Source organism: Paracoccus versutus (assembly GCF_029909795.1).
Classification (GTDB): Bacteria; Pseudomonadota; Alphaproteobacteria; order Rhodobacterales; family Rhodobacteraceae; genus Paracoccus; species Paracoccus versutus.
This window is the reverse complement of sequence record NZ_CP038196.1, coordinates 1,713,545-1,733,283: the sequence shown is the minus strand read 5'-3', so window position 1 is coordinate 1,733,283 and position 19,739 is coordinate 1,713,545. Positions and strand designations below refer to the sequence as shown.

20 protein-coding genes and 1 tRNA gene are annotated in these 19,739 nt (G+C 70.1%); 11 read left to right on the top strand and 10 right to left on the bottom strand.

Annotated features, from left to right (window positions below; translation table 11 throughout):
- Window positions 1-13: 13 nt before the first annotated feature.
- The 4 genes from E3U25_RS08565 to E3U25_RS08550 are packed head-to-tail and all read right to left on the bottom strand — an operon-like array spanning window position 14 to window position 2,725.
- A complete protein-coding gene (locus E3U25_RS08565) occupies window positions 14-1,585 on the bottom strand; it encodes a hypothetical protein (RefSeq protein ID WP_140847270.1) in 1,572 nt (523 codons plus the stop codon).
- Window positions 1,586-1,594: 9 nt separating this feature from the next.
- Window positions 1,595-2,101: a hypothetical protein gene (locus E3U25_RS08560; protein WP_116220640.1), complete on the bottom strand. Its 507-nt coding sequence runs from the start codon at window positions 2,099-2,101 to the stop codon at window positions 1,595-1,597.
- 1 nt (window position 2,102) lies between these two features.
- Window positions 2,103-2,465: a DsrE family protein gene (locus E3U25_RS08555; RefSeq protein ID WP_116220641.1), complete on the bottom strand. Its 363-nt coding sequence runs from the start codon at window positions 2,463-2,465 to the stop codon at window positions 2,103-2,105.
- 29 nt (window positions 2,466-2,494) lie between these two features.
- A complete protein-coding gene (locus E3U25_RS08550) occupies window positions 2,495-2,725 on the bottom strand; it encodes a sulfurtransferase TusA family protein (RefSeq protein ID WP_036760382.1) in 231 nt (76 codons plus the stop codon).
- Window positions 2,726-3,047: 322 nt separating this feature from the next.
- On the opposite strand from E3U25_RS08550, the gene E3U25_RS08545 reads away from it, so the two are divergent.
- Window positions 3,048-4,250: an aminotransferase class V-fold PLP-dependent enzyme gene (locus E3U25_RS08545; RefSeq protein WP_116220642.1), complete on the top strand. Its 1,203-nt coding sequence runs from the start codon at window positions 3,048-3,050 to the stop codon at window positions 4,248-4,250.
- A gap of 126 nt (window positions 4,251-4,376) precedes the next feature.
- Here E3U25_RS08545 and E3U25_RS08540 read toward each other — a convergent pair whose 3' ends face one another.
- Window positions 4,377-5,483 (bottom strand): transglutaminase-like domain-containing protein, encoded by a 1,107-nt coding sequence (locus tag E3U25_RS08540; RefSeq protein WP_116220643.1) that lies wholly within the window; start codon window positions 5,481-5,483, stop codon window positions 4,377-4,379.
- 220 nt (window positions 5,484-5,703) lie between these two features.
- Between E3U25_RS08540 and E3U25_RS25030 the strand changes: the two genes are divergently transcribed.
- Window positions 5,704-6,456: a UGSC family (seleno)protein gene (locus E3U25_RS25030; RefSeq protein ID WP_425355719.1), complete on the top strand. Its 753-nt coding sequence runs from the start codon at window positions 5,704-5,706 to the stop codon at window positions 6,454-6,456.
- Complete coding sequence (locus E3U25_RS08525) at window positions 6,453-7,487, top strand: hypothetical protein (RefSeq protein ID WP_116220645.1); 1,035 nt, start codon at window positions 6,453-6,455, stop codon at window positions 7,485-7,487. Before E3U25_RS25030 ends, E3U25_RS08525 begins: the two co-directional genes overlap by 4 nt.
- Window positions 7,488-7,587: 100 nt before the next feature.
- On the opposite strand, the gene E3U25_RS08520 is transcribed toward E3U25_RS08525, so the two are convergent.
- Together E3U25_RS08520 and E3U25_RS08515 are read right to left on the bottom strand one after the other, a co-directional pair.
- Entirely contained in the window at window positions 7,588-8,577 is a 990-nt protein-coding gene (locus E3U25_RS08520) for a LysR family transcriptional regulator (RefSeq protein ID WP_036753478.1), read from the bottom strand.
- Between the two features lie 69 nt (window positions 8,578-8,646).
- Complete coding sequence (locus E3U25_RS08515; RefSeq protein ID WP_116221662.1) at window positions 8,647-9,420, bottom strand: SDR family oxidoreductase; 774 nt, start codon at window positions 9,418-9,420, stop codon at window positions 8,647-8,649.
- 220 nt (window positions 9,421-9,640) lie between these two features.
- On the opposite strand from E3U25_RS08515, the gene E3U25_RS08510 reads away from it, so the two are divergent.
- From E3U25_RS08510 to E3U25_RS08495, 4 genes are all read left to right on the top strand, one after another.
- Entirely contained in the window at window positions 9,641-10,669 is a 1,029-nt protein-coding gene (locus tag E3U25_RS08510; protein ID WP_083539108.1) for a TRAP transporter substrate-binding protein, read from the top strand.
- A gap of 188 nt (window positions 10,670-10,857) precedes the next feature.
- On the top strand, window positions 10,858-12,813 hold the full coding sequence (gene selB / locus E3U25_RS08505; RefSeq protein ID WP_166435381.1) for a selenocysteine-specific translation elongation factor: 1,956 nt from the start codon (window positions 10,858-10,860) through the stop codon (window positions 12,811-12,813).
- Window positions 12,810-13,727, top strand: a complete 918-nt coding sequence (locus E3U25_RS08500; RefSeq protein ID WP_116220648.1) for an NAD(P)/FAD-dependent oxidoreductase — start codon at window positions 12,810-12,812, stop codon at window positions 13,725-13,727. The genes selB and E3U25_RS08500 overlap by 4 nt, the downstream gene beginning before the upstream one ends.
- A gap of 11 nt (window positions 13,728-13,738) precedes the next feature.
- A tRNA-Sec gene (locus E3U25_RS08495) sits at window positions 13,739-13,832 on the top strand.
- Window positions 13,833-14,114: 282 nt separating this feature from the next.
- Here the strand turns inward: E3U25_RS08495 and E3U25_RS08490 are convergent.
- Entirely contained in the window at window positions 14,115-14,315 is a 201-nt protein-coding gene (locus E3U25_RS08490) for a hypothetical protein (protein WP_114536667.1), read from the bottom strand.
- Window positions 14,316-14,402: 87 nt separating this feature from the next.
- Between E3U25_RS08490 and E3U25_RS08485 the strand changes: the two genes are divergently transcribed.
- On the top strand, window positions 14,403-14,621 hold the full coding sequence (locus tag E3U25_RS08485) for an RNA polymerase sigma factor (RefSeq protein WP_244294864.1): 219 nt from the start codon (window positions 14,403-14,405) through the stop codon (window positions 14,619-14,621).
- Window positions 14,622-14,676: 55 nt separating this feature from the next.
- Here the strand turns inward: E3U25_RS08485 and pdxY are convergent, their stop codons facing one another.
- Both pdxY and E3U25_RS08475 read right to left on the bottom strand, forming a co-directional pair.
- Complete coding sequence (pdxY, locus tag E3U25_RS08480; RefSeq protein WP_072462259.1) at window positions 14,677-15,513, bottom strand: pyridoxal kinase; 837 nt, start codon at window positions 15,511-15,513, stop codon at window positions 14,677-14,679.
- Window positions 15,510-16,262: an MOSC domain-containing protein gene (locus E3U25_RS08475; protein WP_116220649.1), complete on the bottom strand. Its 753-nt coding sequence runs from the start codon at window positions 16,260-16,262 to the stop codon at window positions 15,510-15,512. The genes pdxY and E3U25_RS08475 overlap by 4 nt, the downstream gene beginning before the upstream one ends.
- Before the next feature lie 220 nt (window positions 16,263-16,482).
- On the opposite strand from E3U25_RS08475, the gene E3U25_RS08470 reads away from it, so the two are divergent.
- The 3 genes from E3U25_RS08470 to E3U25_RS08460 all read left to right on the top strand — a co-directional run bounded on the left by E3U25_RS08470 (window position 16,483) and on the right by E3U25_RS08460 (window position 19,733).
- Window positions 16,483-17,073, top strand: a complete 591-nt coding sequence (locus tag E3U25_RS08470; protein ID WP_036753460.1) for an ANTAR domain-containing response regulator — start codon at window positions 16,483-16,485, stop codon at window positions 17,071-17,073.
- On the top strand, window positions 17,064-18,236 hold the full coding sequence (locus tag E3U25_RS08465; protein ID WP_116220650.1) for a CmpA/NrtA family ABC transporter substrate-binding protein: 1,173 nt from the start codon (window positions 17,064-17,066) through the stop codon (window positions 18,234-18,236). Before E3U25_RS08470 ends, E3U25_RS08465 begins: the two co-directional genes overlap by 10 nt.
- Before the next feature lie 288 nt (window positions 18,237-18,524).
- Window positions 18,525-19,733, top strand: coding sequence for an MFS transporter (locus E3U25_RS08460; protein WP_116220651.1), 1,209 nt, complete (start codon window positions 18,525-18,527; stop codon window positions 19,731-19,733).
- The last annotated feature ends 6 nt before the right edge of the window (window positions 19,734-19,739 follow it).

Below are 19,739 nucleotides of genomic sequence, written 5' to 3'. Positions count from 1 at the left end.
GGCGGGCCATGGGTCAGCCGCGGCGGCGGCGGGCCAGTTCATAGCCGATCGCGCCCGAGGCGATCACCGCCACGGCAAGCGTCAGCAACAGCGCGGGCGACAGCGGCGCCCCGGCCGGGACCGGCACCACCGAGGCGGTCATCGGCGCAGCCGCCGGGGCCGGGGCCACGCCGCCCTCGGGCCTGGCCAGCGTTTCCAGCGCGACCTGGGTGCCGTAGCTGCGCGCCAGCAGCACCCGGCCCAGATCCTTGAAGATCGACTGGCCGGTGACGCGGCCCTGTCCCAGCACCAGGTCCACATTGGCGATCTGCGGCCCGCCCAGATCGGCCGAGCGGTTGCCCTGCCTGTCCTCGACATGCCAGGAGGTGACGTGATCGCCCTCGACGCTGTTGACCACGACCTTGAAATAGCCCTCGGGCCCGTCGACGGACTGGCCGGGTTTCAGGCGGATTTCCTGCTTGTTGGTCAGCATGAAGCCGAAGGCGTGGCCGGTCGGGCAGGTCACGGGCCAGACCGCGAAACGCGGGTCGCGGGCGAAATCGGCGCCGTAGTCGAAGGCGAAGGCATCGCCGTAGACCTTGAGACTGACCTTGCCGCCCTCGAACGCCGCGGGCCAGGGCGACAGGAACGCCACCACGTCGCCATGCTCGAACACCAGCGCCTTGCGGGCGTCGTGGTCCTCGATCAGCCGGTCGGACAGCACCGGGCCGAGGGTCTTGGCGGCGACGACCGCGCCGCCCTCGACCAGTTCCACCGTCGCGGTGCCGGCGGCCTCATCCACCGCGGCGACGCGCAGGGTCTGCCCGCCCATGGTCCAGGCGTCGCCCGGCGCGGCGAGGCCCTTGAACACCTCGGTCTCGGCATAGGTCATGCGGTCCATCCGCACCCCGGCCAGCCAGTCGAACACCAGCGCCTCGCGGCTCATCTCGCGCAGCTTGCCCTGGTTGTAGAGCTGGGCGAAGGAATTGCCCCACCAGTTCGGTTCCGTGGTGGAAAAGGCGGGCGAGCCGAAGGCCCATTCCCAGTCGAGGCCGGAAATGGTGCGCACATGCAGGGTGTGGTTCACCATCTGCTCGTGCCCGATGCTGGCGTAGTAGTGATAGACGGTGCCGCCCACCGCCACCGCCTGGCCGGCGGGGATGGTCACGTCCTTCTGCATCACCACGGTCATGTCGTAGTCGATATAGGTCGCGGTCCGGCCCAGGATCGGCACCTTCTCGCCGCGCAGGGCGACCTCGCCGCCCCAGCTGTCCTCCAGATAGGCCAGCCCGCCCGGCGGGATGACGACCTCGCCGTTCTCGACCCGGCTCTGGCGGATCAGCACGCTGTCGTGCTTCAGCGAGCGGCGGTCGAAGTCGTCGAAGGTCTCGAGCCCCTGATGCAACCCCGGCAGGCCCGCGACATAGGCCGGGTTCACCCCGCGCTCGGTCGGCAATGAGAACGGTGGCGGGGCGATCTCGGCCGCGGCCATGGGGTTGGCCAGGGGCCAGCCGTCCCTGGGTGGGATCAGCAGGGCGGAATCCTCGGCATGGACGGGGGTGGCAAGGGCGGCCGCGCAGGCGAGGGAAAGGAAGATGCGTTTCATGGCCATCCCCTATGGATTCACGCGCCGCGCGGGCAGCGCGCAGGATCCGGCCCGGCGCGAGAGGAACAGCATCCCCCAGCCGGTCAGGGCCAGCGTGTTCACCAGCAACAACCATTTCGGCACGCCCGCCAACGCCGATCCGATGACGCCGAGGCCCACCACCGACAGCACCGGGGCAAGGCAGGACACGCAGACCGCGCCAAGCGCCATCAGCCCGCCGCCCGCCGCGATGGCGCCGCCGCCCTTGCGCCCGGTCCGCAGCGCAAAGACGGCGAAGGCCACCGCCACGCCCACCGTGGCCGCCGTCAGATATTCCTGCTTGCGCAGGAAACTGACGGCGAAGGCGCGGTTGCGGTCGAAGGTCAGGGTGCCGGAGGCGACGAACTCTTCCGGCAGGAAGCCGCAGTCGAGCGCGTCGGCGACCGACCTGGGCATCTCGAACAGCAGGAACGACAGGCCGACATAGGCGGCGCAGGCCAGCACGAAGGCCGCGAGCATGGGTTTCCAGCGGGTCATGTCAGTAGCAGATCGAGGGGGCGCCGTCGGACATGAACTCGACCAGCTTGGCACCGCCCACCACCTTGGCCCCCGCGATCAGGCTGTCCTCGTCCAGCCCGCGCTTCTTGAAGCAGGGCGAGCAGACGTAGATCTCGCCCCCGGCCTCGGCAAAGCTGGCCATCAACTCGGCAAGCGGCGCGAAGCCTTCCTCGTGGATGCCGTCGGCATAGCCTTTCTGCGACAGCCGGGTGCCCTCGATGGACAGGAAGACGACGGCCTCCTTGTCCGAGGCGACGGCGGCATTGGCCACCACGAAGCCGACGGTGGCCTTGTCGGTATTGTCGCGGGCGCAGCTGATCGAGACGACGAATTTTCCGGGCATGGGTTTCTCCTGATTGATGCGGGTCGGGTTCAGCTCCAGTCGTCGCGCGACCGGATCCAGAACGAATGGGTGGCCGGGTCGTGGCGCAGCAGGTCGCAACGCGTCATGCGGCACCAGGCGGGAATGTCCTCGGGCGCGCCGGGATCGGTGGCGACGACGCGCAGCACCCGCCCCGGCATCTTGCGCAAGCGGATGCGCAACAGCACCACCAGCTCGCCGCAGCCGAGCGCGCCGGCATCGAAGACGGTTTCGTCGGTCATTCCGGCTGGTCCTCGGCCAAGGCCCGGCTGCCGGATCGGGGCGATCCGGGGTTCGGGGCGGGATGGGGATGATGGAACGGCGCAGGCCGGCCTTTGCGGCACCGCGCGCGGTCAGGGCGTGTCCAGCTAATCCATCTGCAAGGCTCCTCCCTCGCATTGTCGCCTGCAGCTTGGTCGGGCCGGGCAAGGCTGTCAACCAAGGGCACAGCCCCGCCTATGAATGGCATAGGGGCGGCTGTTTGTTGCGCCCCGGCCTTGCGCCGTGGTTGGGTTCATGCATGCCCGCCCGCATCGGCGGGCGCGACCAGGAACGGAGAGACCCATGATCGAGACGCTGGAGCTGCGCGGTGACTTCCCGATCCTTGCGCGCAGGGTGAACGGCAAGCCGCTGTGCTATCTGGACAGCGCCTCTTCGGCGCAGAAGCCGCGGGCGGTGCTGGATGCGGTGATGTCCGCCTATGCCGAGGATTATTCCAACGTGCATCGCGGGCTGCACCACCTGTCCGCCGTGATGACCGAGCGCTACGAATCCGTGCGCGGCATCGTCGCCGATTTCCTGAACGCCGACGAGGACGAGGTGATCTTCACCTCGGGCGCGACCGAGGGGATCAACCTGGTCTCTGCCGCCTGGGCCGCGCCGCGGCTGGGGCCGGGCGACGAGATCGTGCTGACCGCGGCCGAGCATCACGCCAATGTCGTGCCCTGGCATTTCCTGCGCGAACGCCAGGGCGTCGTGCTGAAATGGGTCGATTTCGATGCCGGCGGCTGGCTCGACCCGCAGGCGGTGATCGACGCCATCGGACCGCGGACGCGGCTGGTCGCGGTCACGCAGATGTCGAACGTGCTGGGGGTCGAGGTCGACCTGGCCGCCATCTGCGCCGGCGCGCGGGCGCGGGGCGTGCCGGTGCTGGTCGATGGCGCGCAGGGCGCGGTGCATGCGCCGGTGGACGTAAAGGCCATCGGCTGCGATTTCTATGCGCTGGCGGGGCACAAGCTCTATGGCCCCTCGGGCTCGGGCGCGCTCTGGGTCCGGCGCGAGCGGGCGGCCGAGATGCAGCCCTATCGCGGCGGAGGCGACATGATCCGCGAGGTCACGCGCGAGGCCGTGACCTATGCCGCGCCGCCCCTGCGGTTCGAGGCCGGCACGCCGGCGATCGTCGCCCAGATCGGCCTGGGCGCCGCGCTGCGCTATCTCGGCGGCATCGGCATGGCGCGCATCCGCGCGCATGAGCAGGCCCTGGTCGCCCATGCGCAGGCGGAACTGGCCAAGGTGCCGGGGATCGAGCTGTTCGGCATGGCGCCGGGCAAGGGGCCGCTGTTCTCGTTCCGGCTGGAGCGGGTGGGATCGCCGCAGTGCCTGGCGGCGCTGCTGGACCAGGAGGGCATCGCCGTGCGCGCCGGCTCCTTCTGCTCGCAGCCGCTGATGGCGGCGCTGGGGGTCACGGCGCTGTGCCGCGCCAGCCTGGGCCTTTATACCACGCGCGAGGACATCGACCGGCTTTGCGCCGCGCTCTGCGCCCTGTAGCCATTGGCCCGACATGCCGCTGTGGCGACAGGCGGCGGCGCAGCAAAGCCGAAAGTCGCTGCGCCGCCCCTGTCGCGGCCCCTCGGGCAGGCATCCGGGACCGGAACGCCTGCCCGAGGGGCTTGCTCAGACCTCTTGCGCGGTCATCTCGTAGGAGAATGCCTTGGCGTCCAGCTCGTCCAGCCGTCCCTGGGCGTTCAGGCCCTGCGGATACATCAGGAAGGGCAGGGCCGGGGCGCCGTTCGCGCCGGGCAGGGTCACGTCGCTGGCGGTGTTATAGGCGACCCAGTTGCCTTCCCAATTGCCGAAAAGCGCCGCGTTGACGGGTGCGACCAGCGGGTCGGCCGGATCCTTGATCCAGCGGTCCGTCTCGGCCCGCATCACCTTCAGCACGTCCGCCGGGTCCATCGCCACCCAGCCGTGGCCCGCCAGCCAGACCTCGGCCCGGCAATGCTGCGCGCCGGTCACGTCGGGGCTGTTTGCGCCCAGCTGCTTGTAGCCGAAGGCCGAGGGCGCCACCCGCACGCCGTAGATGTCGCGCGCCGGCATGTCCGAGGCGCGGGCCAGCCCCACGAAAAGCCCGTTCAGGTCGGCGCATTTGCCGCCGAGCCCGGCCGAGGTCAGCGTGGCCTGGATGTCGCCCGGTCCGCAGCCGGGCGTGTCCAGGTTGCGATAGCAATGGTTGACGATCCAGGCATAGATCGCGGCGATTTTCTCGCGGTCGGTGGTGGCGCCCTGGGTGATCTCGCGCGCGCGGTCCAGCACCACGCCGTCCAGCGGCTTGAGGCTGGAGCCCTTCAGCGCGGCTTCCAGCACCGCCGGGTCTTCCTGCACCTCCGAGGTGCGGCTCCAGTCCACGGTGCGGTTGCGGGTCTGGATGCGGCTGACCAGCTCGACCGTGGGCTCGGCGACCGAGGCGTCGAAGCGCGCGTGCAGCATCCGCGCCCCGCTGGCCGGATCGGTGACGAAGGCGGCTTCGCTGGCATTGCCGGTCACGCTGTCGTCCAGCGAGCGCTGGTAGTCCGACTGGGCCGAGGGCACCGGCAGCCAGATCTGCGCGGGGCCCTGCGGCGCAAGCCTGACCCGCGTGCGCAGCTCGAAGCTGCGCCAGTCGCCGGGCGCGGGGGCGAAGCCGCGGGGTTCGGGCGCCGCCCGCAGCAGGCCCGGCACCGCGGGGATCGCGGCGGCGGCCAAGGCGAGTTTCAACATGTTGCGTCGGCTGGTGCTGGGCATGGTCTGGTCCTCTGGTTGCGGGAGGATGCCGGGATGATGCGGGGTGCTGCCGCAACTGCCATCGGAACCTCCGACGTTGCACGGGGTCGCGTTCGGCTGGACAGCCACGACACATGCAGCCTAGTCGGCGGCGGCCGGCACCGTCAACGAATCTGAAGCGGGCCTATGAATGCCATAGGAGCCAGGGGAGGCCGTTCCGGCACGTCGCCGGCCTTGCCCCATGCGAGCGCCCGCGCCGCGCCGACCCAGGGCCGGGCCTGTCCCCCCGCCATGCCTAGGCGCGCCGCGGCTTTGGCATAGGGGGCGCCTATGCGGCCGGGTCGGCGATTGCCTCACGGGCCGTTCTGCCGGATCATCCAGGGCACCAGGGCCATCGCGCCCCCCGCGTTTTCAGGAGGGAACCATGACGGAACGACTGTTTATCCATGATCCGCGCGCCAAGGCCCGCGATGCCGCGGCGCAGCTTTATCCCAAGATCAACGGCTTGCAGGGCAAGACAATGGTGGTGCTGAACAACCACTGGACCTGCATGGACGAGATGATCGACCATCTGGGCGCCGCGCTGAAGTCGCGCTATGGCGTCAAGGACGTGATCCAGTTCGACGTCCCGGTCAGCACCGCCGTCGACGAGGCCGTGATCGCCGAGGCCGCTCGGCTGGGCGATTTTGCCGTCGTCGGCCTGGCCAACTGAGGCTCATGCACGTCGTGGAGTGTCCATGACTGCATCGAATTGACCAAACGCGGAATCCCCTCGGTCGTCTTTGTCACCGAACGCTTCACCGCGCTTGCCAGGATGGCGCGCACGGGACGGGGAATGCCGGATCTGCCCACCATCGTCTTTCCGCTCAACCCGCAATTCTATGCGGAGGGAGAGGTGGCGCGCGTCACCGAAACCATCGTCGAGACCTATGTCGGCCTGATCGCACCGGGCGCTGTCGGGGCGGGGCGGCAAGGCGGGGGAGATACGGAATGAACCAGCAGAACGCCGCCATGATCGAGGCGCCGGCCGATCCGGCCGAGCTGTTCGACACGCTCTATCGCATGGGACTGACCGACGGCATGCCGGTCATCCCGCCCACCGACGACCTGGTGCAGCGGTTCATCGCCGCATCGGGCCGGCCCGGCTCGGACGAGATCGCCGTGATCCCGCCGGCCAACCATCTGGCCACCGTGACCGGGATCGCGGTCAACGCCGTCATGGCCGGCTGCCTGCCGGAATACATGCCGGTGCTGATCGCGGCGGTCGAGGCGCTGGTCGAGCCGCAGTTCAACCTGTTCGGCGTCGCCACCACCACCAACCCGGTCGGGCCGCTGATCCTGGTCAACGGCCCGGTCCGGCAGCAGCTGAACCTGAACTGCGGGCGCAATGCGCTGGGTCCGGGGCGGCGGGCGAATGCCACCATCGGCCGGGCGATCCGGCTGATCATGCTCAACATCGGCGGCGCCATCCCCGAAGAGGTGGACAAGGCCACCCTGGGCCAGCCGGGCAAATACACCATGTGCCTGGGCGAGGCCGAGGAGGAAAGCCCCTGGGTGCCCTTGCATGTCGAGCGCGGCTTCGAGCCGGAGGACAGCACCGTCACCGTGGTCGGCGTGCAGGACATCGGCAACATGTTCGTGTGCTTCCAGCAGGCCGAGAGCATCCTGCGCACGCTGGCCAGCGGCATGGTGTCCTTTGCCGCCAACAACATGCTGCTGGGCGAAGGCAACCCGATCCTGTTCCTCAATCCCGGCCATGCCGACCTGCTGGCCAAGCAGGGCTACGACAAGCCGCGCATCCGCGAGGAGCTGTTCCGCCGCGCCACCTTTCCGGCCAGCGAACTGCCCCAGGAGGTCAGCGCGGTCGAGCAGAACTCGCGCAACATCATCGACGGCAGGAACATGGTCACGGCCAGGGCCGAGGACATCCTGATCGCGGTGGCGGGGGGCCCCGAGGCCTATCACAACTCGTATTGCGCGACCTTCGGCAACATGGCGGTGACGAAGAAGATCCGGCTGCCCTGAACCAGGCGCGGGGTGCGCCCCGGCGCACCCTGACACGTCCCCGAACAAGGTTATGAAAACGTGTCCCTACTGGGCGCGTCCCGGCGCACCCTGACGCGCCTCAGTCGCCGGCCGGTTTCAGCAGCCGCGCCTTCAGGCGATAGCGGGCGATCATCTCGGCCAGCACCGACAGGATCATCCGCTCGACCAGCAGGCTGGCCGAGGAAACCGGCCGATCGCGCCGGCGCAGCAGATAGGCGGTATGGGTTGGCGCCGGCTCGCGGAAGGGGACCAGCACCAGCGTCCCGTTCGCCACCTCCTTGACCACCGCGGCATGGGACAGGACGATATGCGCGCTGGCCCGGCTGGCGAATGTCACCAGGCTCAGCAGCGAATCCAGCTCCAGCAGCGGTTTCAGTTCGCATTTATGCGCCTTGGCCAGGCGATCCAGCATCAGTCGCATCGGGTTCTGCTTTGCCGGCAGGACCAGCGGCAGATCCGCCAGGCGATCGAAGGCGATGGCCTTCTGAGCCAGGCCGTCGATGACCGGGCTTTCGCTCCAGTTGTCCGAGGCGGCGACCAGGAACAGCTCTTCCTCGAAGATCGGCTGCGCGGCGAAGGCGTCGAAATCCGCCCCGCCATAGCAGACCGCAAGGTCCAGCGCGCCGCTGGCCAGCTGCTCCAGCAGGACCGTGGTGGTCGCCTCGGTGATCTGCACGCGGATGTCGGGATGCTCGTGGGCGATGCTGTCGGCCAGCGGCACCGCCATCAGCCCGGTCAGCGTCATCGGCAGGCCGACCGCGATCTCGCGCCGGCTCTGGTGGCCCAGCTTCTGGACCTGCTCCAGCGCGGTGTCGATGGTGTCCAGCACCTGCCGCCCGGTCTCGGCCAGGGTGGCGCCGGCCTCGGTCAGGATCACGCCATGCTTGCCGCGCACCAGCAGCGCGGTGTCGAGATCCTGTTCAAGCCGGGACAGCGCCTCGGACAGCGAGGGCTGGGCGATGCCCAGCCGGGCGGCGGCGCGGGTGATGCTGCCGCATTCCGCCACCATGGCCACGTAGCGCAGCTGCCGCAGCTCCAGCCGCGGCGGCTTGTTGTCCACGGCCGTCATGGCCGGGCATGTCCGGCAAGCGCCGGTATGGCTGGTCGGGACATGCCGCGCCTCCTCCGCCCGCAACGGTCAGGCGAGCATTTGCAGGTCGCCGTCGATGCTGATCGCCTGCCCCGAGATCGAGCGCCCCCGCGGCGAGGCCAGATAAGCGATCATGTCAGCCACCTCCCCGGCCTTCAACATCCTTTTGATCGAGGCATGGGCCAGCCAATCCTGCGCCACCGCCTCGGGGCTGCGGCCCTGCGCCTGGGCATTCGCCGCCAGCACGCGCTGCAGCCGGTCGCCGTCGATGATGCCGGGCAGCACCGCGTTGCAGCGGACCCCAGCCGGTCCCAGCTCGCGCGAGAGCGTGCGGGTCAGGCCCAGGATGCCCGATTTCGCCGCGGCATAGGCCGAGCGGTTGGTAAAGCCGAACTTCCCCGCCGCCGAGGACAGGTTGACGATCGAGCCGTTCGCCGAGCGCCGAAGATGCGGCACGGCAAAGCGGCAGCAGTAATACTGCCCGAACAGGCAGACCCGCAGGCAATGTTCCCAGGCCGCGATCTCGGTTTCCTCGACCGGGGCCAGCGGCCCCGAGACGGCGGCATTGTTGGCGAGACAGTCGAGCCCGCCCATGGCCTGCACCGCCGCGGCCAGCATCCGCTCGACCGATTGCGGGTCGGCCACGTCGCAGGCGCCCAGCGACAGCCCGTCCTGCCGGCCAAGCCGGCCAAGCGCCGCCTCGTCGATGTCGCAGGCATGGACGCGCGCGCCCTCTGCCAGGAAACGGCGCACGATTTCCGCGCCCAGCCCCAGGGCGCCCCCGGTGACGACGACGCGCAACCCCTTGATGTCCAGATCCATTGCCGCCCCTCCCCTCGTCATGGCCCGGTCCCCCGCAAGCCTAGCGGCCTGGCCGTGGCGGGGAATACCGGCGCGGCCCGATGTCGATCATAGGCGGTGCCTATGCAGGTGCTTTCGTCGTAGGTGCGCGCTGGAAATTGCCGCATCATCCCTGCGTCCGGGTGGAGGAGACGCCCGATCGCCAGGCCCCGGCCGGCGAAGACAGATCAGGGAGGACATCATGATTTCATGGAAAGCCGTGTTCCGACAGGGCAGCCGCCTCGCCGGTCCCGCCGCGGCGCTGGCGCTGCTGGCCGGGCCCGCGATGGCGGAGGACACGATCACGCTGAAGGTCGCGCATCTGCTGCCGGCGGATGTCTATATCTGGAAGCAGGGCGGCCAGGTCATGACGGACGAGATCACCGCCAGGACCGGCGGCCGCGTCCGCTTCGAGGTCTATCCGGCGGGCCAGCTGGGCAAGGACATGCTGTCGGTGCTGTCCTCGGGCATCGCCGACATCGCCTTCTTCGTCCCGCAATATTCCCCCGACAAGCTGCCGCTTTCGACCGCGGGCGAGCTGCCGGGGCTTTACGATTCGTCCTGCGAAGGCACGCATATGGTCTGGGACATCGTGAAGCCCGGCGGCCTTCTGGGCGACAGCGAATACAAGGCGCAGGGCATGCGCGTGCTTTTCGCCAACGTGATCCCGCCCAACGTGCTGATGACCACCAGGGTCCGGCCCGAGGGGATCGAGGCGATCAAGGGGCTGAAGATCCGCGCGAACGGCAATGCCGTCGGCAAGACCGCCAGCCAGCTGGGCGCCGTGCCGATCCAGGCCCCGGTGGGCGAGCTTTACGATTCGCTCAGCCGCGGGACCATCGACGGGACGTTCTATCCCTATGTCAGCCTGCCCGACTTCGACCTGGAGAACCTGCTGAAATACTCGGTCCACGGCCCGCGCTTCGGCGGCAACCTGGTCGGCTTCGCCATCAGCGAGGCCAGCTGGAACAAGCTGCCCGAGGACGTGCGGCAGATCGTGGCCGAGGCCGGGCTGAAGGCGCAGGACCAGCTTTGCAGCTACGAGGATCGCGAAACCCTGGTGATCCGCGACCGGATCGTGGCCGAGAACGGCCATAGCGTCGTCGAGCTGACCCCCGAGCAGATCGTCCAGTTCGAGGAGAAATTCGAGGGCGTGGTCGCCGCCTGGGCGCAGGACATGACCAAGGCCGGGCTGGACGCGCAATCCGTGCTGGATGCGCTGAAGCAATAGCCCTGGGGGCGCGGTCCCCGTGCGGGATGGGCCAGGGGTGGCCGCGATGCCCCCGTGGCCCGCGCGGCCCGCCGGGGCCGGACGCAAGCCGGATCATCGACAACAATGGAGCGTGCCATGGTTTCCCGCAGCGCCATCTTTCTGCGCAACGGCCTGCCGCATCGGGCCCGGCCCGTGGCGGGGCGGCCATGATCGTCGCCACGGCCGGCCATATCGACCACGGCAAGACCACGCTGGTCCGTGCCTTGACCGGGATGGAGACCGACAGGCTGAAAGAGGAAAAGGCCCGCGGCATCTCGATCGAGGTCGGCTTTGCCCATCTGCCGCTGGACGACGGCCGCATGCTGAGCTTCATCGACGTGCCGGGGCACGAGCGCTTCATCCGCAACATGCTGGGCGGGGTCTATGCCGTGGGCCATGCCCTGCTGGTGGTGGCGGCCGACGACGGGGTGATGCCGCAGACCCGCGAGCATCTGCATATCCTCGGCCTGCTCCGGCTGCGCGACGGCACGGTGGTCATCACCAAATGCGACCGGGCCGGCCCCGACAGGATCGCGCAGGTCCGCGCCGAGGTCGACGAGCTGCTGGAAAGCGCGGGCTTCCCGCCCATTCCGCAGATCGCCGTCTCGGCACCGACCGGCGCGGGGATCGGGGCGCTGCGGCATCGGCTGGCCGAGGTCGCCGCCCTGGAAAGCCCGCCGGAACGGCAGGATGGTGCCTGGCCGCGCTTTGTCGTGGACCGCGTCTTCGTCGCCGCCGGCAGCGGCACGGTCCTGCGCGGCACCCTGCTGGCGGGAGAGGTGCGGATCGGCGACAGCCTGCAGGTCAGCCCCGCCGGCATCCGCGGCCGGGTGCGCAAGCTGCAGCGCCACGGCCAGCCGGTCGAGCTGGTCCGCGCGGGCGAGCGTTGCGCGATCAACCTGGCCAATCTCGACCATGCCTCGGTGGCGCGTGGCGATTGGCTGGTTCACCCCGAGGCCGATCACGTGACCGACCGCATCGACGTGCGCATCCGGGTTCTGCGGGGCGAGGCGCGGGCCCTGGCGCATTGGACGCCGCTGCATCTGCATATCGGCGCCGCCGACATCCCGGCCCGGCTGGCGCTGCGCCGCGGCGGCGCCATCGAGGCCGGGCAGGAGGCGCTGGCGCAGCTGCGGCTGGATCGCCCGGTCCATGCCGCGCATGGCGACCGGCTGATCATCCGCGACCAATCGGCCAGCCGGACCATCGGCGGCGGCTTCGTGGTCAATCCCTTTCCGCCCTCTCGCCGCAGCCGGCGGATCGCGGTTTTGCAGGCGCTGGACGGCCGCGACCGGCGGGCGGGCTTGCTGGCGCTTCTGGACGGCCTGCCGGACGGGGTGCCGATGGACTGGTTCGCCCGCATCCACACCATGCCGCTGCCGCAGGCGCTGGAGCTGCTGCCCCAGGGGGCGCCGCTGACCAGGACGCGCATCCCCACCGCCTTTTCCTTCCTGCGCGCCGAGCGGCTGGGCCTGCGCGCTGCCGAGGCGGTGGCGCGCTTTCACGCCGCCCGGCAGGATGCCAAGGGGATCGAGTTGAGCCGGCTGCACAAGGAAATCGCGCCCGGACAGGAGGCCGAGGTCTTTGCCGACCTGGTCCGGCAATGCGCCGCGGGTTGGGGGCTGGAACTGGTCGGCTCGCAATTGCGGCTGGCCGGCTTCGATTCCACGGCAAACCCGCAGGACAAGCAAAGCTGGTCGCTGATCTGGCCGATCCTGGAAGATGCCGGCTTCCAGATCCCCAGCGCCCGCGAACTGTCGGTCCAGACCAGCATCCCCTTGCAGAAGGTCCGCGACCTGCTTCACCGCAAGGCCGCCCTGGGCGAGGCGGTAAAGATCACGCCCGAGCGCTTTGCCCTGCCCGAAACCGTCGAGACGCTTGCCCGCAAGGCGGCCGAGACGGCGCGGCGGTCCGCGGACGGGCTGTTCAGCGCTGCGGACTACCGCGACGTGATCGGGACCGGGCGCGCCCTTGCCATCGAGATCCTGGAATGCCTGGACCGGCAGGGGGTCACGCTTCGCCAGGGCAATGTCCGCTTGCTGCGGGCCGGGCATGACGCGACGGCCGCGGCCGCGGCCGGGCCGGCGCATCCACCCCGCATCCAGAACAGGAGAACGAGATGAGCAATCCCTACGACATCTTCATCATCGGCTCCGGCGTCGCCGGCATGGCGGCGGCCGGGCAGGCCGCGCAACGGGGGCTCAGGGTCGCGCTGGCCGAAGGCGGCATGTTCGGCGGGCTGGTGCTGAACATCAACAGGCTCTGGCCCGGCCCCGAGGGCATGCCGGAATCCGGCGTCGACCTGTCGGCCGAGCTGATGATGCGCGCCACCGAGCTGGGGGTGGAAAACATCCCCGAACATGTGACCGCCATCGAGGCGGGCGAAGGCGGCGGCTGGACCGTCGTCACCGGCGCCGCACGCCACGCCGCGCGCAGCGTGATCGTCGCCAGCGGCGCCAGCCACCGCGCGCTCGGCATCCCCGGCGAGGCCGAGTTCGAGCATCGCGGCGTCTCGCATTGCGCCGATTGCGACGGCCCGATGGTGCGCGGCAAGCCCGGCATGGTGGTGGGCGGCGGCGATTCCGCCCTGCAGGAGGCGCTGATCCTGGCCGAATACTGCCCGGTCGTGCATCTGGTCCATCGCAGCGACCGCTTTACCGCGCGGCCGGATTTCGTCGAGGCGGTCGGGGCCGCTGCGCCGATCTCGGTCCGCTTCGGCACCGTGGTCGAGGCGCTGGAGGGCGCGGGCGGGCTTTCCCATGCCCGGCTGCGCGACCTGCGCAGCGGCGCCCAGGACCGGGTCGAGGTGCAGGGCTTCTTCGCCATGGTCGGGCTGGTGCCGAATACGGGCTTCCTGCCGCCGGGCGCGGTGCAGGGCCAGGAACCGCTGGCCGTCGACGACCATCTCGAGACATCGTTGCCGGGTATGTATGCCATAGGTGCGGTGCGCGCGGGGTTTGGCGGCGAGGTCGGCCATGCGCTGGAAGATGCGAACCGGGCCGTGGCGGCGATCTGCGCCCGGCTGCAGGCCGCCTGAGGGGCGGCGATGGAAGGGAAGCGTTCCTGGTGGGGCGGCCGGATTTCAAATCCGGTTGAGGCTGCGTCAGTCTTTGGTGGGTTCGACTCCCACTCCCTTCCGCCAATCGCCTTGCCGGAGGGTCCGGCGCAGGCCGGCCTGCCGGGCCGGGCCCCTGCCTGCGGATCCGGCTTTGCAGGTGTAGCGCGTCAAAAAACCGGCGCTTTGCGTCAAAAAAAACCGGCGCGGATGAAGGGAGGTTGAAGGCGCCTTCAAGCCTCGATCCTCGGCCAGCTATGCGCCAGACGCATGACGCGTCACCAAGATCGGCCCCCGTACCGCTCGCAGGGAGCCCTCCGGCGGGGGGCGTTGCAGCACGGTCTCCGGCTTGGTCCGTCCGCTGACAGCCTAGGCCCGCCCCTCATCCACCAGAGTCATCAGCGCCCGCTGTGCCGTCTCAGTGGCGCAGGTCGAGCCGCGCAGCCAGCGGCCCAGCGTCTGCTCTGTGGTGTGCAGCCGCGGCGCGGCAGCATAGGCGCTGCCGCCGTGCCGACCGATCCAGTCGCGCAGCACCTCGGCGAAGGGGCGGGGGTCAGATATTGGGGTCACGATATGCCTCACGCGCCCAATCGACTAGCCCGCGCGTGAATGCGTCGAACTCTGCCTCCGTCATCCTGGTGACGTGGCGGTGATCCGATGACGACGCTCGGCGCCAGGCCTCCGCCTTGCTGTTCGATATTTCGAGGCGAGCCGGACAAGACGCGGCGGATCTTCGTTCTGCACCGCATCCGGGGCCTTAGCTATCGCGAGGTGGCACAGCATATGGCGCTGTCGGAAAGCTCGGTGCAAAAGCACCTGGCGCGGGCGCTCTTCGAGGTCACGTGCCGGTTGCGGGAATACGAGGACGGCCGATGAAGGCGCAATCCGGCAAGGGCGCGCCGGCCGGCAATTCCGCCGCCAGGGCGCGGCTTCAGGCCCCCAGCAGCGCCATGCGGAAATCGCGGTCGCACAGGACGACCTCCTTCGTTCCCAGCGCCGCCGCGCGCATCAGCGCCCGCGAGGTCTGGACCTGCGCATATTCGACCGCCTGCGCCAGGCTGCGCCCGCTTCCCAGCGCCGCGGCGACAAGGCCGGCGAACAGGTCTCCGGTTCCCGCCATGGCCAGCGGCAGGTGCGGCGTCGGGTGGCGCGACAGGCCCTCGGGACCGTGGATCACGCTTTCCAGCATGTCCGGCGCCGTCTCGCGCAGCTTGCAGCCGGTGACGATCAGCCGCGCCTCGGGGGCCATGCGCAGGGCGCGGGCGGCGCGGGGGATGTCGGCCAGTTCCGCGATGGGCTGGCCGGTCAGCCAGGCGACCTCGAACGGGTTGGGCGAGGCGATGTCGGCCATGGGCAGCAGCCGGTCGCGGAAGGTGTCGGCGATCTCCCTGGGCACATAAAGCCCCGGCTGCTCGTCGCCCAGCACCGGATCGCAGTAATAGCGCAGCCGCGGGTTCGCCGCCTTGGCGCGGGCGACGAAATCGGCGGTCAGCCGCGCCACCTCGACCGAGCCGATATAGCCGGTCAGCAGGAAATCCGCGCGCTCGGGCAGGCCGCGGTCCCAGGCGCCCTGCAAGAGGTCGGCGAAGAAATCGCCCGGCAGGGCCCGGCCGCGCAGGGTCGGGTAATCCGGCGTGTTGGAAAAGATCACCGTCGGGATCGGCGCCACCTCCAGCCCGGCGGCCAGCATCGGAAAGACCGCGGCGGAATTGCCGACATGGCCCATGACCACCTGGCTCTGGATCGAGATCACCAGCGGCCGGCTCATGCGCTGCCCTCCAGCCGCCTGGACCAGTCCTCGACCCGCCCGCTCTCCAGCCGGCGGATGGCGTAGCGCCGCCAGCCCTCGGCCAGCACGTCGAGCCCGGCGATGCCCTGCAGCTCGCCCAGGTTCAGCCGGTCCACGTAAAGCGCATGCCACAGCCGGCCGAGCGTCCATTCCGGCGCCACCCGGTCGACCAGCTCCAGCCGGTCGCCGGGGGCGACCACGCCGGGCTGCAGGATGCGGTAATACCAGCCGGTGCGGCCGCTTTCCTGCACGCGCCGCGCCATGTCCGCGACCCCGAAGCGGCGATTCAGCTTCCAGCAGGGCTGCCGCCCCTGCGAGACCTGCACCAGCGCCGTGCCCAGCCGGAAGATGTCGCCCACCGCGACCTCCGCCTCGGTCGGCCCCTCGGTCGAGATATTCTCGCCAAAGGCGCCGGGCGCCCCCAGCAACCCCATGATTTCTCCGTTTTCCAAATACCCCACGGGGGTCCGGGGGTGTGAAACCCCCGGTGCTTCGGCCGGGCGCAGCCGCCCAAGTTCCTCGCGCCAGGCCGCATAATGATCGAAAGGATAGTGATGCACGGCCTTTTCCGGCCCGCCATGCACGCGGCGGTCGGCCTGTTCGTCGCCTTCGAGCCCCTCCGGGCCAAGCGCCAGCGGCCGGTCCACCGGGCGCTTGTCGATGCCGCTTTTCTGGTCGCTTCCGGGCAGGGGGGCGGCCTTGCCCGTCAGCAGGATGATCTCTGGCATGGTGTCCCTCTGCTCGCGCGTCGCCGCCAGATTAGCCAAACCCCCGCCAGGCTCAAGGGAGCGGGCGCGGCAACCTTCCTGCCCGCCCCTTGGGCAGAGCCGCCCGAAAACTGCCCGCCGGGCGGGCAGATCCCGCGCGGGGCGGCACGGCGACGGGGTGATGCGTTGCGGGCGTGCGGCTGCGATGGCACCTGCAAGGGCGGCACAGATCAGGAAGCAGATGGACAAGCGCCTTTCCATCGTCGTCATCGAGCCCGACCCCGAGCGCGCCGCCCCGATCGTGGACGGGCTGCGCGAGATCGGCGACCACGACATCCGCATCATCTCCGAGGAAACCGGGCTGGCGCGCCATATCGCCGAATGCCGGCCCGACATCGTGCTGATCGACCTGGCCAACCCCTCGCGCGACGTGCTCGAGGAGCTGGCGCTGGCCTCGGGCCCGACCGAGCGGCCGGTGGCGATGTTCGTGGACCGCTCGGACGAGCATCTGACGCGGGCGGCGGTCGAGGCCGGCATCTCGGCCTATGTCGTGGATGGGTTGCGGCCGGACCGGATCAAGCCGGTGCTGGACGCGGCCATCGCGCGCTTTCACATGTTCCAGCGCATGCGCGCCGAACTGGCCGCGACCCGCGCCGCGCTGGAGGAGCGCAAGGTGATCGACCGCGCCAAGGCGGTGCTGATGAAGGCGCGCGGCATCGACGAAGAGGCCGCCTATGCGCTGTTGCGCAAGACGGCGATGGACCAGGGCAAGCGCGTGGCCGAGATCGCGCAGCAGCTGGTCCTTGCCGCGGGGTTGCTCTCATGCCGCTGACGTCCCTGCGCCTTGGCTATGTGCCGCTGATCGACGCCGCGCCCCTGATCGTGGCGCGCGAGCTGGGCTTTGCCGCCGAAGAGGGGCTGGAATTCCAGCTGCTGCGCCTGGGCGCCTGGGCGCAGGCCCGCGACATGCTGGGCGCCGGGCTGATCGAGGCGGCGCATATGCTGGTGCCGATGCCGGTCGCGCAGGCGCTGGGTCTGGGCCCGGCGCTGCCGGAGCTGGACCTGGCGATGTTCCTGTCGCAGGGCGGGCAGGCGGTCGCGGTCAGCGCCGCCCTGGCCGCCAGGATGCGCGAGCAGGGCCACGACTTCGACTTCCGCGATGCCCGCAAGGCCGCCCATGCGCTGCATGAGGCCGCGCCCGGCCGGCTGCGGGTGGGCGTGCCCTTCCATTTCTCGACCCAGCTGGAACTGATCCGGCACTGGCTGGGCGCCAGCGGCTTCAGCCCGGCCCTGGAGGTCGTGACCGTGCCGCCGCCGCTGATGGCCGAATCCATGGCCGCGGGCGAGGTCGATGCCTTCTGCGTCGGCGAGCCCTGGGCGTCGAGCGCGGTGGACCGCGGCCTTGCCTCGCTGCTCTTGCCGGGCACCGCGATCTGGGCCTCGCCGCCGGAAAAGGGGCTGGTGCTGCGCCGCGACTTCACCGAAGGCCAGCCGCAGCTGACCGGCGCGCTGATGCGGGCGGTCTGGCGCGCCGGGCGCTGGCTCGACGAGCCCGAGAACCGCGATACCGCCGCCGAGATCCTGTCGCGGCGCGAATACCTGGACCTGCCGACCGAACTGGCCGAGCGCGGGCTGACCGGGCGGCTGCAGGTCACGCCCTCGGGCGAAATCCGCCATGTGCCGGGCTTCATCGCCTTCCATGCCGGGGCGGCGAACTTCCCCTGGAAAAGCCTGGCCGCCTTCTTTGCGCAGCGCATCGCCGCGCGGCATGGGCTGGACCCGGCGCCGGCGATGGAAAAGGCGATGGCGCATTTCCGCACCGATCTTTATCGCCAGCACCTGCGCGAGGCGGGGGCGGCGCTGCCCGGCGCCTCGGCGCGGCTGGAAGGCGCGCTGGCCGAGGACCGCGAGGTCGCGGCCGAAAAGGGCCAGATGATTCTGCGCGCCGATGCCTTCTTCGACGGCACCATCTTCGAGCCCCCTTTCGCCGGCTGAGCGTTTCGCGGGCAGGCCGGGCGCGATGCTGCCCGGCTTTCGGGCGGAACGGGCGGCGGATGCTGCGATGCCGCATCAAGGCTTGATCCGGCCGGCATCCTGACCCAATCTGGTCCCATGGCCCGGCGCAATGGCGTGCCACCGGCCCGCTCGCAATGATGCGGCACGGATTCCCGCAAGGGCGCGGAAATCCCTCCCCTCCGAAAGCGCAGTCCCGCTGCGGCGTCCCGCCGCCCTGGCCGCGCGCTTTCCGACAGCCTTCGCCATCAGCAACGCATCGGAGCCACCATGCCCGCCGTTTCCCCCGTTCCGCCCTCCGAGGCCAGCCGCGCGCTGGGCCTCTCGACCTTCGCCTTCACCATCTGCTTCGCGGTCTGGACGATCTTCTCGATCATCGGCCTGCAGATCCGCGAGCAGCTTTCCCTGACCGAGACCCAGTTCGGCCTGCTGATCGGCCTGCCGATCCTGACCGGCTCGCTGGTGCGCATCGCGCTGGGCGTGCTGACCGACCGGCTGGGCGGGCGGCGCGTCTATACGCTGACCATGCTGGCCGCCGCCGGCGCGACCTTCCTTCTGTCCCATGCCTCGACCTGGCCGCAGATGCTGCTGGCGGCGCTGGGCGTCGGGCTGGCCGGCGGCTCCTTCGCCGTGGGCGTCGCCTATGTCTCGCGCTTCTATGCCGAGGGGCGGCAGGGCACGGCGCTGGGCATCTTCGGGGTCGGCAATGTCGGCGCCGCCGTGACCAAGTTCGCCGCGCCCTTCGTCATGCTGGCGCTGGGCTGGCAGGCGACCGCGCAGATCTGGGCCGGCGCGCTGGCGCTGACCGCGATGCTGTTCTGGCTTTTCAGCAAGGACGATCCCGTCACCGCCGCAGGGGCCGGCCGCAAGGCGCCGCTGCGCGCCGAGTTCGCGCCGCTGCGCCAGGTCCGGGTCTGGCGCTTCTCGGCCTATTACTTCTTCAGCTTTGGCGGCTTCGTGGCGCTGGCGCTGTGGCTGCCGCATTACCTGACGCAGGTCTACGGCTTCGACATCGCCACCGCCGGCATGATCGGCGCGGCCTATTCCATCCCCGGCTCGATCTTTCGCGCTTATGGCGGGGTGCTGTCGGACCGGATCGGCGCGCGGACGGTGATGTATGCGACCTTCGCCGTCTCGCTGGCCGCGACCGGGATCCTTTCGATCCCCTCGGGCGTGCCGGTGCCGGTCTTCCTGGCGGTGATCTTCGTCCTGGGCTTCTTCATGAGCCTGGGCAAGGCCGCCGTCTACAAGCACATCCCCAGCTATTACCCCGGCCATGTCGGCGCGGTGGGCGGGCTCGTCGGCATGATCGGCGGCCTGGGCGGGTTCCTGCTGCCGCTGCTTTTCGGCTGGCTGCGCGACCAGACCGGGCTGTGGTCCAGCTGCTTCATGGCGCTGTTCCTGCTGGTCGGGGCCTGCGCGCTCTGGATGCATGCCTCGATCCGCCAGATGGGCCGCGCGCCCCTGCAAGCCGCCTGAGAAAGG

What these genes read in the sequence shown, in the direction of transcription:
- E3U25_RS08565 (WP_140847270.1), bottom strand. Translation starts at nt 1,585, where the DNA reads ATGAAACGCATCTTCCTTTCCCTCGCCTGCGCGGCCGCCCTTGCCACC.
- E3U25_RS08560 (WP_116220640.1), bottom strand. Translation starts at nt 2,101, where the DNA reads ATGACCCGCTGGAAACCCATGCTCGCGGCCTTCGTGCTGGCCTGCGCC.
- E3U25_RS08555 (WP_116220641.1), bottom strand. Translation starts at nt 2,465, where the DNA reads ATGCCCGGAAAATTCGTCGTCTCGATCAGCTGCGCCCGCGACAATACC.
- E3U25_RS08550 (WP_036760382.1), bottom strand. Translation starts at nt 2,725, where the DNA reads ATGACCGACGAAACCGTCTTCGATGCCGGCGCGCTCGGCTGCGGCGAG.
- E3U25_RS08545 (WP_116220642.1), top strand. Translation starts at nt 3,048, where the DNA reads ATGATCGAGACGCTGGAGCTGCGCGGTGACTTCCCGATCCTTGCGCGC.
- E3U25_RS08540 (WP_116220643.1), bottom strand. Translation starts at nt 5,483, where the DNA reads ATGCCCAGCACCAGCCGACGCAACATGTTGAAACTCGCCTTGGCCGCC.
- E3U25_RS08525 (WP_116220645.1), top strand. Translation starts at nt 6,453, where the DNA reads ATGAACCAGCAGAACGCCGCCATGATCGAGGCGCCGGCCGATCCGGCC.
- E3U25_RS08520 (WP_036753478.1), bottom strand. Translation starts at nt 8,577, where the DNA reads ATGACGGCCGTGGACAACAAGCCGCCGCGGCTGGAGCTGCGGCAGCTG.
- E3U25_RS08515 (WP_116221662.1), bottom strand. Translation starts at nt 9,420, where the DNA reads ATGGATCTGGACATCAAGGGGTTGCGCGTCGTCGTCACCGGGGGCGCC.
- E3U25_RS08510 (WP_083539108.1), top strand. Translation starts at nt 9,641, where the DNA reads ATGATTTCATGGAAAGCCGTGTTCCGACAGGGCAGCCGCCTCGCCGGT.
- selB (WP_166435381.1), top strand. Translation starts at nt 10,858, where the DNA reads ATGATCGTCGCCACGGCCGGCCATATCGACCACGGCAAGACCACGCTG.
- E3U25_RS08500 (WP_116220648.1), top strand. Translation starts at nt 12,810, where the DNA reads ATGAGCAATCCCTACGACATCTTCATCATCGGCTCCGGCGTCGCCGGC.
- E3U25_RS08485 (WP_244294864.1), top strand. Translation starts at nt 14,403, where the DNA reads ATGACGACGCTCGGCGCCAGGCCTCCGCCTTGCTGTTCGATATTTCGA.
- pdxY (WP_072462259.1), bottom strand. Translation starts at nt 15,513, where the DNA reads ATGAGCCGGCCGCTGGTGATCTCGATCCAGAGCCAGGTGGTCATGGGC.
- E3U25_RS08475 (WP_116220649.1), bottom strand. Translation starts at nt 16,262, where the DNA reads ATGCCAGAGATCATCCTGCTGACGGGCAAGGCCGCCCCCCTGCCCGGA.
- E3U25_RS08470 (WP_036753460.1), top strand. Translation starts at nt 16,483, where the DNA reads ATGGACAAGCGCCTTTCCATCGTCGTCATCGAGCCCGACCCCGAGCGC.
- E3U25_RS08465 (WP_116220650.1), top strand. Translation starts at nt 17,064, where the DNA reads ATGCCGCTGACGTCCCTGCGCCTTGGCTATGTGCCGCTGATCGACGCC.
- E3U25_RS08460 (WP_116220651.1), top strand. Translation starts at nt 18,525, where the DNA reads ATGCCCGCCGTTTCCCCCGTTCCGCCCTCCGAGGCCAGCCGCGCGCTG.